The organism is Mesorhizobium sp. M8A.F.Ca.ET.021.01.1.1, assembly GCF_003998025.1.
Taxonomy (GTDB): Bacteria; Pseudomonadota; Alphaproteobacteria; order Rhizobiales; family Rhizobiaceae; genus Mesorhizobium.
This window is the reverse complement of sequence record NZ_RZSJ01000139.1, coordinates 1-11,840: the sequence shown is the minus strand read 5'-3', so window position 1 is coordinate 11,840 and position 11,840 is coordinate 1. Positions and strand designations below refer to the sequence as shown.

Genomic DNA, 11,840 nt, shown 5'->3' with positions numbered 1-11,840 from the left:
GATCTACACCGAGCGCGGTTCCGAAGGCATCACCATGGGCGCGATGGACGTGCTCTACAGCTATGGCTTCCAGTACGAAAACCCGAAGAAGCCCTACGAGATGGAAGGCTTCGTCAACTCCGAGAAATCGGTCAAGGGGCTGGAATTCTACAAGGCTCTCTATGACTGCTGCACCCCACCCGGCGCCTCGAACAGCTACATGGGTGAAGGCGTCGATGCCTTCAAATCCGGCCAGGTGGCGATGCACATGAACTTCGCCTTCACATGGCCGGGCCTGCAGAAGGACGAGAATGTCGGCGGCGACAAGATCGGCTATTTCGTCAACCCGAAGGGTCCTGACGGCGACCAGTTCGCCCAGCTCGGCGGCCAGGGCATTTCGGTGGTGTCCTATTCCGACAAGCAGGAAGCGGCGCTGAAATACATCAAGTGGTTCGCCAACAAGGACGTGCAGGCCAAGTGGTGGTCGCTCGGCGGCTATTCCTGCCTGAACGCGGTGGTGAAGGATCCGAAATTCCCCGCAAGCCAGCCCTATGCTCAGACCTTCCTCGACTCGATGGCCATCGTGAAGGACTTCTGGGCCGAGCCGAGCTACGCGCCGCTGCTGCAGGCCTCGCAGAAGCGCTTCCACGACTATGTCGTCGCCGGCCAGGGTTCGGCCAAGGATGCGCTCGACGGGCTGGTCAAGGACTGGACGCAAGTGTTCCAGGACGATGGCAAGATGTAACTGGGGCAAGATGTAACCGGCTCCTCCCGAGCCAGGCCCAAGCGTCCCGTGCCGCCCTTGGCACGGGACGCAGTTCAGATAAATTCCATGATAGAGACGACCCAAGTGACCGAAGCAGGACTTACCATGCTCAATCGGACCGCGGAGAACGTTGCCCGGGCGACCCCGGAACCGTTGGCGCGCAAGGTCCGGGGCATCAGCGACAAGGGCCTCGCCTGGCTGTTCATCTCGCCGACGATCCTGTTGCTGCTCGCCATCAATATCTTCCCGCTGTTCTGGGCGATCTATCTGTCGTTCACCAATTTTCGCGCCAACCGCCCGAACGAGGTGGTGAAGAACCTCGGTTTCGCCAACTACCAGCGCATCCTCGGCGACCAGGACATTTGGATCGCCATGCAAACGACAGCGCATTTCGTGTTCTGGACCATCCTGTTGCAGACGCTGATCGGCTTCACGCTGGCCTGGCTGATCGACAGGAAGTTCCGCGGCCACGCTTTCTGGACGACGCTGATCCTGGTGCCGATGATGCTGTCGCCCGCAGTGGTCGGCAATTTCTGGCGCTTCCTCTACGAACCCCAGATCGGCCTGTTTTCCTATGTCATCTCGTTCGTGTCGGGCATCCCGCCGACAAGCATCCAGATGCTTTCCAACGTCTCGCTGGCACCGTGGTCGATCATCATCGTCGACACCTGGATGTGGACGCCCTACGTGATGCTGATCTGCCTCGCGGGCCTGCGTTCGATCCCCGAATATATCTATGAGGCGGCCGAGGTCGACCGCGCCTCCAACTGGCGGCAGTTCTGGTCGATCACACTGCCGATGGCGCTGCCCTTCATCATGCTGGCGGTGCTGTTTCGCGGCATCGAGAACTTCAAGATGTTCGACATGGTCAATCTGCTGACCGGCGGCGGGCCGGGCTCGACCACCGAGGTGGCCTCGATCACGCTGAAACGGCAAGCCTTCGAAAGCTGGCGCACCGGCTATTCCTCGGCCTTCGCCATCATCCTGTTCGTCGCGGTGTTCGGTCTCGCCAACATCTACGTCAAGGCGCTCAACAAGGTGAAGCAGAGATGAGCCTGACCACAGCCCATTCGGTCGTCGCCCCCTCGGCAAGTTCGAAGCGCATCGCCGGCGCGATCATCATCGCCTATGCGCTGATCTCGATCGTGCCGCTCTTGTGGATCTTCGCCACCAGCTTCAAGACGCCGCCGGATTCGATCGCCTATCCGCCCAAGATCGTGTTCCAGCCGAGCATCGAGGGCTACTGCAACCTGTTCACCACGCGCACGAGGCAGACGCCGGAATACATCAATTCGCTGGGGCCGGCGACTGGCTTCTGCGACGAGACCGTGCGCAAGCGCAACATGGTGATCGCCGGACCATCCAACTTCCTGCCGCGCTTCATCAATTCGCTGGTCATCGCCTTCGGCTCGACCTTCTGCGCCGTCTTTCTCGGCACGCTGTCGGCCTATGGCTTCTCGCGCTTCAAGGTGCCGCTCGCCGACGACCTTCTGTTCTTCATCCTGTCGACACGCTTCATGCCGCCTATCGCGGTCGCTATTCCCATCTACCTGATGTACCGCGAACTCGGCCTGTCCGACACCGCGCTCGGCATGATCCTGCTCTACACGGCGGTCAATGTGTCGCTGGCGGTATGGCTGCTCAAAGGCTTCATCGACGAGATCCCGCGAGAATACGAGGAAGCGGCGATGATCGACGGCTATACGCGGCTGCAGGCATTCTGGCGCACCGTGCTGCCGCAGGCCACGACCGGCATCGCCGCGACCGCCATCTTCTGCCTGATCTTCGCCTGGAACGAGTATGCGTTCGCCGCGCTGCTGACCTCGGGCACGGCACAGACCGCGCCGCCCTTCATCCCGACCATCATCGGCGAAGGCGGCCAGGACTGGCCGGCGGTGGCAGCCGGCACGACGATCTTCCTGGTGCCGATCCTTGTCTTCACCATCCTGCTCCGCAAGCAATTGCTGCGCGGCATCACCTTCGGCGCGGTGCGCAAATGATGGCCTTGGCACAAAGTCGCCCCCCACTCCGTCGAGCTTCGCTCGACACCTTGCCGGGGCGAGCCGCGGGTCTCGCCCGTCCTTCGGACCCCCCGATCGACGGGGTAGAGGAAGGGCGCGAACTTCATTCAGCCAGGCTCCCTTCCTCTCCCTCCGGAGGGGGGAGAGGTGGCGCTGTAAAGCAGCGACGGAGTGGGGGAACCACCTGGCAACCATCTCTCCCCCTGAACGGGGAGAAGGAGGGGAGGAACGCATGAGCCGCTCGGTTATCTCCAAGCGCCCATCTTGGCCACGCTGGGCAAGGCGCGGGCTGATGGAAAACATAGCGACGGCACTGATCGCCATCGGCTTCCTGATGCTGTTCCAGCCTTTCGCGCTGTCGCTCTACACCTATTCCTTCATCACCATGCTTGCCGGCACGGTGATGTTCATCATCGTCTCCAAGTTCCCGGAATAATCATGGCCGAAATCCGCGTCCAGCATCTGAGAAAGGCCTTCGGCGATTTCGTCGCCGTGCAAGACTCCAACTTCGTCGTCGAGGATGGCGAGTTCTTCGTCATGCTCGGACCGTCCGGTTGCGGCAAGACCACCACCTTGCGCATGATCGCCGGGCTGGAGCTGCCGACCGGCGGCCAGATCCTGCTCGGCGGCGACGACGTTACCATGCTCAGGGCGCGCGAGCGCGACATCGCCTTCGTCTTCCAGCTGTTCGCGCTCTACCCGCACATGAATGTACGCAAGAACATCGGCTTCCCGCTGCTGGCGCAAGGCATGTCCTCCGCCGAAATCCGCAGCCGCGTCGAGGAAACCGCGAAGCTTCTGCGCATCGACCATCTGCTCGACAAATCCGTCTCCGGCCTCGCCGGTGGCGACCGCCAGCGCGTCGCGCTCGGCCGCGCCATCGTGCGGCGGCCAAAATGCTTCCTGATGGACGAACCGCTGGGGACGCTCGACACCGAATTCCGCGATTTGATGGTCCATGAATTGCGCGAACTGCACAACCGCATCCACGCCACCACGGTCTATGTCACGCATGACCAGATGGAAGCGATGTCGATGGCCGACAAGATCGCCGTCATGAACCATGGCGTCATCGAGCAGTTCGGCACGCCACGCGAGATCTACGACCGCCCGGCGTCCATGTTCGTCGCCGACTTCATCGGCTCGCCGCCGATGAACTTTCTGGGCTTCGGCGGCGGGCTCGCCAAGGGCGCGAAGGAGATCGTCGTGCAGGGCGCCAAAGTCACGGTGCCGGAGGTGCGCGAGGATGTGGCGCCGGCCGACATGGCGCTCGGCATCCGCCCCGAACACATCCGCTTCGACGACGCATCGAAACTGCGCGGCGCAATCTACGGCACCGAATATCTCGGCACCACGCAGATCGTCGCGGTGGAGACATCGGACGGCATCATCAAGGCGCGTGTGCCGGCCGAAATCCGGCTCAACGCCGGCGACCATGTCGGCCTGACGCTGAACAGCGCGCGGCTGTCGCTGTTCGAAAAAGGCTCAGGGCGCGCGGTGAAGACGGCGATCCACGATACCGCCTCTCAGGGGAGAGTGCAGCATGGCTGATGTGCGCATCAAAGGCGTGACCAAGAGTTTCGGCGAGCATGTCGCCGTCAACGGTCTCGACCTGCATATATCAGACGGCGAATTCGTCGTGCTGCTCGGGCCGACCGGCGCCGGCAAGACGACGACATTGCGCCTGATCGCCGGACTGGAGCGGCCGGATACCGGTACGATCGAGATCGGCGGCCACAATGCCACCAGCCTGTCACCGGCCGAGCGCGACACCGCTTTCGTTTTCCAGCAATATTCGCTCTATCCGCATCTGTCGGTGTTCGACAATCTCGCCTTTCCCCTGCGCTCGCCGGCACGAAAAATACCGGAAGACCAGATTCGCCGCCGGGTCGAGGAGGTGGCGAAGATGGTGCGCATCCATCACAAGCTCGCCAACCGTTCGACCAAATTGTCGGGCGGCGAAATGCAGCGCGTCGCCATCGGCCGCGCGCTGGTGCGCAAGCCGTCCATCTACCTGATGGACGAACCGCTGTCGTCGCTGGACGCCAAGCTGCGCGCGGATCTCAGGCTCGAGCTGAAACGCATCCAGTCCGAACTCGGCGCCACCATGCTCTACGTCACCCACGACCAGATCGAGGCCATGACCATGGCCGATCGCATCGGCATCCTGGCCGATGGCGTGCTGGTGCAGATCGGCACGCCGCGAACCATCTACTCCGAGCCGGCAAATCTGCACGTCGCGGCACGGCTCGGCCAGCCCGCCATCAATCTTCTACCGACGGGGCTGCTGCCGGATGGCAGCGCGCCGGCCGGCACCAAGACGATCGGCGCGCGGACCGAGCACCTGGCGATCGAGAAAGCCGTGAATGGCCATGCCGACGGCGTCGTCGACTGGGTCGAGCATCTCGGCGACCAGAACCATCTGCATGTGACGGTGGGGCCGAAGAAACTGGTGACGCTGACCGATCCCGACACGGATCTGGGGCAAGGCGACAAAGTGGTGATCCGCTATCGCTCGCCGCTCTATTTCGGCGCTGACGGACAACGACTGACGTGAATGGTTTTTCGGCGTCCCTCGCCAAGGTGATGCCGGCTTCTGATTGACGAAATACGGGACCAATTCGATGAAGCACTTTTTCAACCGCAGGGCAACGATCGTCACCGAGGCGCTGGACGGATTGTTGCGCACCATTGGCTCAGGCAACCTCGCGCGCCTCGACGGCTATCCCGAGATCAAGGTCGTGCTGCGCGCCGATTGGGACAAGTCCAAGGTCAGCGTCGTCTCCGGCGGCGGCGCCGGGCACGAGCCGTCGCATGCCGGCTTCGTCGGCAAGGGCATGCTGACAGCTGCCGTCTCGGGCGAGATCTTTGCCTCGCCGAGCGTCGAAGCGGTGCTGGCGGCCATTCGCGCGGTCACCGGACCGGCCGGCTGCCTGCTGATCGTCAAGAACTACACCGGTGACCGGCTCAATTTCGGCCTCGCTGCGGAAAAGGCGCGCGCCGAAGGCTTTCGAGTCGAGATGGTGATCGTCGCCGACGACATCGCGCTGCCTGACATCGCCCAGCCGCGCGGTGTCGCGGGCACCCTGTTCGTGCACAAGATTGCAGGCCATCTGTCGGAAGCCGGCCGGGATCTGGCCGAGATCGCGGCCGCGGCGCGGACGGCGGCGAAGGATATCATTTCGCTCGGCATATCGCTGTCGTCCTGTTCGATCCCGGGCCAGCCGCATGAAGACAGGTTTGGAGCCGATGATGGCGAACTCGGCCTTGGCATCCATGGCGAGCCTGGCGTCGAGCGCATCGCGGTGCAGAGCGTCGACCGGCTGGTGGCGATCATGGCGGAGCGCTTGGCAGTGCGGCTCGACCCGAAGGCCACCTATGCCTTGCTGATCAACAATCTCGGTTCGGTGCCACCGCTCGAAATGTCCTTGGTCGCCAATGCGGTACTTGCCTCGCCGCTCGCCAGGGCCGTCAAGTTGACGATCGGTCCCGGCCCGCTGATGACGGCGCTCAACATGAACGGGTTCTCGCTGTCGCTGATCCGGCTCGATGCGGCGCGCCAAGCGGCCCTGCTGGCGCCGGTCGGCCCGCACGCCTGGATGCCGGCAAAGCCGGTCGTGGAGCCTTATGTCGTGCCGCTGGTCAAACCAGCGCACGAAGGCGCGGCACGCAAGGCCAGCCACGACGCAGGCACAAGGCGCTTGATCGTGACGGTCTGTGAAAAGCTGATTTCGCTTGAAGCGACATTGAACGGCCTGGACGCCAAGGCAGGCGACGGTGACACCGGCTCGACGGCAGCGACCGGCGCACGCAGCATCCTCGAACGGCTCGATACGCTGCCGCTTGCCGACCCCGCAGCGACGCTTGGCGCCGTCGGCGACCTTCTGAGCGCCTCGATGGGCGGCTCCAGTGGGGTGTTGTTGTCGATCTTCTTCACAGCGGCGTCGCGGGCCCTCGATGGCGGCACTGATGTGCCCAAGGCCCTGCTTGCCGGGCTTGAACGAATGACCTTCTACGGCGGCGCAAAACCCGGCGATCGCACTATGGTCGACGCGCTGGAGCCGGCCCTGAGGGCGCTCGACGCCAAGGGCCTGGAGGAAGCCGCGATAGTGGCCGCGCGCGGCGCCGAAGCCACGGCCGCGATGGAGAGGGCGAAGGCCGGCCGGTCGGCTTATGTCGGCACCAAATTGCAAGGTGTGGTCGACCCCGGTGCTCATGCCGTGGCCGAAGTGTTCGCGGCCGCCGCCGCGCAGCATGCCACGGCCTGACGCATGCTCCAGTTGCCGAACGACCGTTCTTTCGCTACTGCCGGCAAGGTGCAAACCGGGAATTCGGGCGACATGACGGCGCTGAATCTTTCGAAGCTGATCACGGCCGCCGCGGATACGATTGCCGAGCACGCCGAGGAATTGACGGCGCTCGACCAGGCGATCGGCGACGGCGACCATGGACTGAACATGAAGCGCGGCTTCGAGGCCGTGCGCGCCGAGGCGGATGTGTTCGCGGCAAAGCCGCTGCCAGACACACTGAAGGCGATCGGCACCAAGCTGGTGATGACGGTGGGCGGTGCGTCCGGCCCACTCTTCGGCACGTTGTTCATGGCGCTCGGCAAGGAGATTTCGGCGGAACCTGATCGCGCCAACCTGACGACTGCCTTCGGCAAGGCGATCGAAGCGGTGGCCGCGCGCGGCAAGTCACAGGTTGGCCAGAAAACCATGCTCGATGTGCTGCAACCGGTGCATGACGCGTTAGCCGGGGGAAAGACGGTAGCTGAAATAGTCGACATCGCCGACGCCGCCGCCGAAGCGACCGTGCCGATGAAGGCGCTGCGTGGGCGTGCCTCGTTCCTCGGCGACCGCTCGATCGGCCATATGGATGCCGGCGCGCGCTCGACCGCGCTGCTGGTGCGCACGGTGGGACAGGCGATCGGGGAAAGCGCATGAGCAATGTCGGGATCGTGATCGTCTCGCATTCGCCGCTGGTCGCGGAGGGCACAGCCGACATGGTACGCCAGATGGTGGGCGACGAAGTGCCGCTTGCATGGTGCGGCGGAAACGGCCATGGCGGGCTCGGCACCAGTGTCGAGGCGATCATGGGCGCCATCGACAAGGCCTGGTCGGAAGCCGGTGTCGCCATCCTTGTCGATCTCGGCGGCGCCGAGACCAATTCGGAGATGGCGGTGGAGATGATCGGCGAACCGCGCGCGCAGAAGATCATCGTCTGCAACGCGCCGATCGTCGAGGGCGCGGTAATGGCGGCGACCGAGGCCTCCGGCGGCGCCTCGCTCCGGGAAGTGGTGGCGACGGCGCACGAATTGTCGCCGTCGTGAGTGAACGGGGTTTTTGAAGACATGTCCGCAACCGCAGAAGCGACCGTCCTGATCACCCACGATGTGGGCCTGCATGCGCGTCCTTCGGTGAAGTTCACCAAGCTGGCCAAGAGCTTTGCCGCCGATGTGGAAATTGCACTCGCCGCCAACGGCCCGTGGTTCGACGCAAAAAGCATCGTCAAGGTGATGGCAGCCAAGGCGCCGAAGGGCACGGTGCTGCATATCAGGGCCAAAGGCGATGGCGCCGATGATGCGATCCGCGCGCTGATCGAACTGGTGCAGCGCGATTTCGACGAGGACGCCGGCCATGTCCGCTCGGCTTGAGGCCGTTGCATGCCTTGGCCGGCCCGCAGGGAATGCGGGCCATGCGCATTGAAGGTGTTCCGGCCTCGGCCGGCTATGCCGAGGGGCCCCTGTTCGAACTGGACCGGCCTGCCGGCGTCTATGCAAGCAAGGCAAGCTCCGCCGAGGAGACGTTGTCGCTGGAAGCCGCGATCGGCAAGGCGGTGAGCCGGCTCGTGGCCATGGTCGGGACCGCCGACAGCGATGCCGCCGGCATACTCGAATTCCACATCGCCATGCTGGAAGACGATGCGCTGAGCAGGCCGGCCTTCGCATCGATCGCTTCCGGAAAAACCGCCGACGCGGCCTGGCGGCAGGCACTCGATGCCGAGATCGCCGGTTACGACGCCTCGGACCAGGATTATTTCCGCGCCCGCGCCGCGGACCTGCGCGATATCAGGGACCAGGTGCTGCGCGCGCTCACCGAGGACGGTGACAGCACGGCACCGGCCGGCGCCATTCTCTGCGGCGAGGATATCGCGCCGACGCGGTTTCTCGAAACCGACTGGAGCCATGGCGGCGGCATCGCGCTGAAGGCAGGCAGCACTGCCAGCCACGTCGCCATGCTGGCGCGCTCGCGTGGCGTGCCGATGGTCGTGGGTCTGCGCGAGCCGCTCACCGCTGGTGCCGTCATGGCGCTGCTCGACGCCGAGCACGGGACTATCGTTCTGACGCCCTCGCCCACGGAGATCGGCTCGTTCCGACAGGCGTCGTCTTCCTTCGCGGCTCGACAGGGCAAGGCACAGACATTTCTGGCGCGGCCGGCAGCGACGAAGCGCGGCACCGCGGTGCGCGTGCAGGTCAACATCGCCGACCCCCGCGATGTCGATGCCATCGACATCGCGACCTGCGATGGTGTCGGCCTGATGCGTACGGAATTCCTGTTCGGCAAGACGCTGCCGGATGAAGAGACGCAGTATCGCGCCTATCGCAAGGTGCTGGAATGGGCCGGCGAAAAACCGGTGACGATCCGCACCGTCGATGCCGGAGGCGACAAGCCGGTGCCGGGCTTCACCGTCGAGGAAGGAAATCCGTTCCTCGGCCTGCGCGGCATCAGGCTGTCGCTGGCCAGGCTGGATATATTCCGTGTTCAAATCAGGGCATTGCTGCGCGCCGCACCACACGGCAATCTCAAAGTCATGTTTCCGATGATCGCCACATCAGAAGAGTATGAACGCGCCGCCGCCCTGTTCGCCGAGGAGCGGGCGGCGCTCGCCGCGCGCGGCGTCGCGCACAAAATGCCGCCGCTCGGCATCATGGTCGAGGTGCCCTCGGTGGCCATCGCGCCGGAGGCGTTCGCCGGCGTCGCCTTCTTCTCGATCGGCTCCAACGACCTCACGCAATATGTGATGGCGGCTGCCCGCGACAATGCCGCGGTCGCGCATCTCAACTCCGTGCGCCATCCGGCCGTCCTGCGGTTGATCGGTGCGGTCGCGGCCTTCGGACAGGAAAACGGTATCCCCGTCAGCCTGTGCGGCGACGCCGGCGGCGACCCCGCTTCGATCCCGTCGCTGCTCGAGGCCGGCCTGCGCGATCTCTCGGTCGCGCCGGCGCAACTCGCCATGGCCAAGGCGGCCATCGCGGACGTCCCGGTCTAGGCGGCTGGCATGATCGACAACGCATACCAACCCGGCTCCGAGGAGGCGATCCGCGCCTACAAGACGATCCTGTCGCAGGTCATCGACCAGCGCCCGTCGGGCATGCGCCAGCGCCTCGCCGACGCGCTCGGCAAGCACCGCAGCTTCGTCACGCAGATTTCGAGCCCCGCCTATTCGATCCCGATCCCGTCAAAGCATCTGCCCGCCATCTTTTCCGTCTGCCATTTCAGCCCAGCCGAGCGCGACCAGTTTCTCGCCGCCTATCACCAGGCACATCCCGGGAAGATCTCGGTCGCCGCGGGCGCACGCAAGACAAGGCACGTTTCGCTCATCGTGCCGGATTTCGGCGATGACAAGCAGAATGCAGCGCTCGACCGCGCGATCAACGAATTCATCCAGAAGGTCACCAGCATCACCGGCAAGAGTGGCTGATCGACCCTTGATGCCAGGCTATTTCGGGAGGAGACGGCCGTGAAGAAATTCATGAACTCGGTGGACACGGTGCTGACCGAGAGCCTCGACGGTTTCGTGGCCGCCCATGCCGACATCCTCGTGCTTGGCGAGGAGCACAAATTCATCCGCCGCAAGGCCCTCGAGCCGGGCAAGGTGGCGCTGATCTCCGGCGGCGGCTCCGGCCACGAGCCGCTGCATGGCGGCTTTGTCGGCCATGGCATGCTGGACGCCGCCTGTCCCGGCCAGGTGTTCACCTCGCCGACGCCGGACCAGATGCTGGCAGCCGCGCAAGCTGTCGACACCGGCGCCGGCTGCCTGTTCATCGTCAAGAACTATGAGGGCGACGTGATGAATTTCGACATGGCGGCGGAGATGTCGGAAGGCGTCCTGCAGGTGGTGACCAATGACGACGTCGCCGTCGAGAATTCGTCCTATACGACCGGACGGCGCGGCGTCGCCGGCACATTGGTGGTGGAAAAGATCGTCGGCGCTGCCGCCGAGCACGGCCTGGCGTTGCCGGCGTTGAAGGCGCTGGGCGACCGCGTCAACGAGGCGACCCGCTCGATGGGCGTGGCACTGACCAGCGGCACCGTGCCGGCGGCCGGCAAACCGACCTTCGACATCGGCGATGGCGAGATGGAATTCGGCGTCGGCATCCATGGCGAGCCCGGCCGCCGCCGCGACACCTTGAGGAGCGCCGATGCGATCGCGCACGAGATCTGCGCCGCGATCCTGGGCGATCTCGGCGACAGGGCGAACGGCCCGGCGCTGCTGTTCGTCAACGGCTTCGGCGGCACGCCGCTGATGGAGCTCTATTTGATGTACAACAGCGCCCGCCGGATTTTCGAGCAGCATGGCGTGACGATTGCCCGCTCGCTGGTTGGCACCTATGTCACCTCGCTCGACATGGCCGGCTGCTCGGTCACGCTGACCCTGCTTGACGACGAATTGACGGGCTGGTGGGACGCACCTGTCCACACGGCGGCGCTGCGCTGGGGCATGTAACGCTGGCTTCCCCTTGGCTTTTCTGCGACCATCCGGGCGATCCCGCTATCGGTAACACCTGTCCGGATTGATGCTGCCATCCCTTACGCCCGCCGAGGAAAAGTTGCTGCTGCGCTTCGCCGACCCGGAGGCCGCGGCGGTCGAGGACAATTTGTCGGCAAAGGCGCTGTCGGCTCTGCTCGACAATGCCGAATTCCACGGCGTCCTGCCGATCATGCTGCGCAAGCTCAGGGAGCGCGGCGACGCGCACCTTCCGTCGAACGCTGGCTTGCAGGACAAACTCGACGATCTGCGCCAGAAGGCGACGATCGCTACCGGCCAGTCGATGCTGCTGCAGTATCATGGCG

13 protein-coding genes and 1 pseudogene are annotated in these 11,840 nt (G+C 64.5%); all 14 read left to right on the top strand.

Features of this window, described 5'->3' with window-relative positions; genetic code table 11:
* The coding region (locus EOA36_RS13605) for an extracellular solute-binding protein (protein WP_127278074.1) at positions 1–724 on the top strand (724 nt) is incomplete at its 5' end.
* A 126-nt stretch (positions 725–850) separates the two neighbouring features.
* Positions 851–1,798 (top strand): sugar ABC transporter permease, encoded by a 948-nt coding sequence (locus tag EOA36_RS13600; RefSeq protein WP_095771946.1) that lies wholly within the window; start codon positions 851–853, stop codon positions 1,796–1,798.
* Positions 1,795–2,745: a carbohydrate ABC transporter permease gene (locus tag EOA36_RS13595; RefSeq protein WP_127278073.1), complete on the top strand. Its 951-nt coding sequence runs from the start codon at positions 1,795–1,797 to the stop codon at positions 2,743–2,745. Before EOA36_RS13600 ends, EOA36_RS13595 begins: the two co-directional genes overlap by 4 nt.
* Positions 2,746–2,998: 253 nt before the next feature.
* Positions 2,999–3,202: a hypothetical protein gene (locus tag EOA36_RS13590; RefSeq protein WP_127278072.1), complete on the top strand. Its 204-nt coding sequence runs from the start codon at positions 2,999–3,001 to the stop codon at positions 3,200–3,202.
* A gap of 2 nt (positions 3,203–3,204) precedes the next feature.
* Entirely contained in the window at positions 3,205–4,317 is a 1,113-nt protein-coding gene (locus tag EOA36_RS13585) for an ABC transporter ATP-binding protein (RefSeq protein WP_127278071.1), read from the top strand.
* On the top strand, positions 4,310–5,323 hold the full coding sequence (locus EOA36_RS13580) for an ABC transporter ATP-binding protein (protein ID WP_127278070.1): 1,014 nt from the start codon (positions 4,310–4,312) through the stop codon (positions 5,321–5,323). Before EOA36_RS13585 ends, EOA36_RS13580 begins: the two co-directional genes overlap by 8 nt.
* Before the next feature lie 67 nt (positions 5,324–5,390).
* Positions 5,391–7,034: a dihydroxyacetone kinase subunit DhaK gene (locus tag EOA36_RS13575; protein ID WP_127278069.1), complete on the top strand. Its 1,644-nt coding sequence runs from the start codon at positions 5,391–5,393 to the stop codon at positions 7,032–7,034.
* A gap of 72 nt (positions 7,035–7,106) precedes the next feature.
* Positions 7,107–7,709, top strand: a complete 603-nt coding sequence (gene dhaL, locus EOA36_RS13570; protein ID WP_127278075.1) for a dihydroxyacetone kinase subunit DhaL — start codon at positions 7,107–7,109, stop codon at positions 7,707–7,709.
* Positions 7,706–8,095, top strand: a complete 390-nt coding sequence (gene dhaM / locus EOA36_RS13565) for a dihydroxyacetone kinase phosphoryl donor subunit DhaM (RefSeq protein WP_127278068.1) — start codon at positions 7,706–7,708, stop codon at positions 8,093–8,095. The genes dhaL and dhaM overlap by 4 nt, the downstream gene beginning before the upstream one ends.
* A 21-nt stretch (positions 8,096–8,116) precedes the next feature.
* Entirely contained in the window at positions 8,117–8,419 is a 303-nt protein-coding gene (locus tag EOA36_RS13560) for an HPr family phosphocarrier protein (protein ID WP_127278067.1), read from the top strand.
* 41 nt (positions 8,420–8,460) lie between these two features.
* Positions 8,461–10,035 carry a phosphoenolpyruvate--protein phosphotransferase gene (gene ptsP, locus EOA36_RS13555; RefSeq protein ID WP_189343540.1) on the top strand — a complete coding sequence of 525 codons (1,575 nt, stop codon included), beginning with the start codon at positions 8,461–8,463 and terminating at the stop codon, positions 10,033–10,035.
* 9 nt (positions 10,036–10,044) lie between these two features.
* Entirely contained in the window at positions 10,045–10,467 is a 423-nt protein-coding gene (locus EOA36_RS13550; RefSeq protein ID WP_127278065.1) for a hypothetical protein, read from the top strand.
* A gap of 39 nt (positions 10,468–10,506) precedes the next feature.
* Positions 10,507–11,493, top strand: a complete 987-nt coding sequence (dhaK, locus tag EOA36_RS13545; RefSeq protein ID WP_127278064.1) for a dihydroxyacetone kinase subunit DhaK — start codon at positions 10,507–10,509, stop codon at positions 11,491–11,493.
* Positions 11,494–11,563: 70 nt separating this feature from the next.
* A pseudogene (locus tag EOA36_RS13540) lies at positions 11,564–11,840 on the top strand (hypothetical protein); the annotation flags it as partial.

Bases quoted from the DNA above. Each gene is read 5' to 3' on its own strand.
- EOA36_RS13600 (WP_095771946.1), top strand. From the start codon at position 851: ATGCTCAATCGGACCGCGGAGAACGTTGCCCGGGCGACCCCGGAACCG.
- EOA36_RS13595 (WP_127278073.1), top strand. From the start codon at position 1,795: ATGAGCCTGACCACAGCCCATTCGGTCGTCGCCCCCTCGGCAAGTTCG.
- EOA36_RS13590 (WP_127278072.1), top strand. From the start codon at position 2,999: ATGAGCCGCTCGGTTATCTCCAAGCGCCCATCTTGGCCACGCTGGGCA.
- EOA36_RS13585 (WP_127278071.1), top strand. From the start codon at position 3,205: ATGGCCGAAATCCGCGTCCAGCATCTGAGAAAGGCCTTCGGCGATTTC.
- EOA36_RS13580 (WP_127278070.1), top strand. From the start codon at position 4,310: ATGGCTGATGTGCGCATCAAAGGCGTGACCAAGAGTTTCGGCGAGCAT.
- EOA36_RS13575 (WP_127278069.1), top strand. From the start codon at position 5,391: ATGAAGCACTTTTTCAACCGCAGGGCAACGATCGTCACCGAGGCGCTG.
- dhaL (WP_127278075.1), top strand. From the start codon at position 7,107: ATGACGGCGCTGAATCTTTCGAAGCTGATCACGGCCGCCGCGGATACG.
- dhaM (WP_127278068.1), top strand. From the start codon at position 7,706: ATGAGCAATGTCGGGATCGTGATCGTCTCGCATTCGCCGCTGGTCGCG.
- EOA36_RS13560 (WP_127278067.1), top strand. From the start codon at position 8,117: ATGTCCGCAACCGCAGAAGCGACCGTCCTGATCACCCACGATGTGGGC.
- ptsP (WP_189343540.1), top strand. From the start codon at position 8,461: ATGCGCATTGAAGGTGTTCCGGCCTCGGCCGGCTATGCCGAGGGGCCC.
- EOA36_RS13550 (WP_127278065.1), top strand. From the start codon at position 10,045: ATGATCGACAACGCATACCAACCCGGCTCCGAGGAGGCGATCCGCGCC.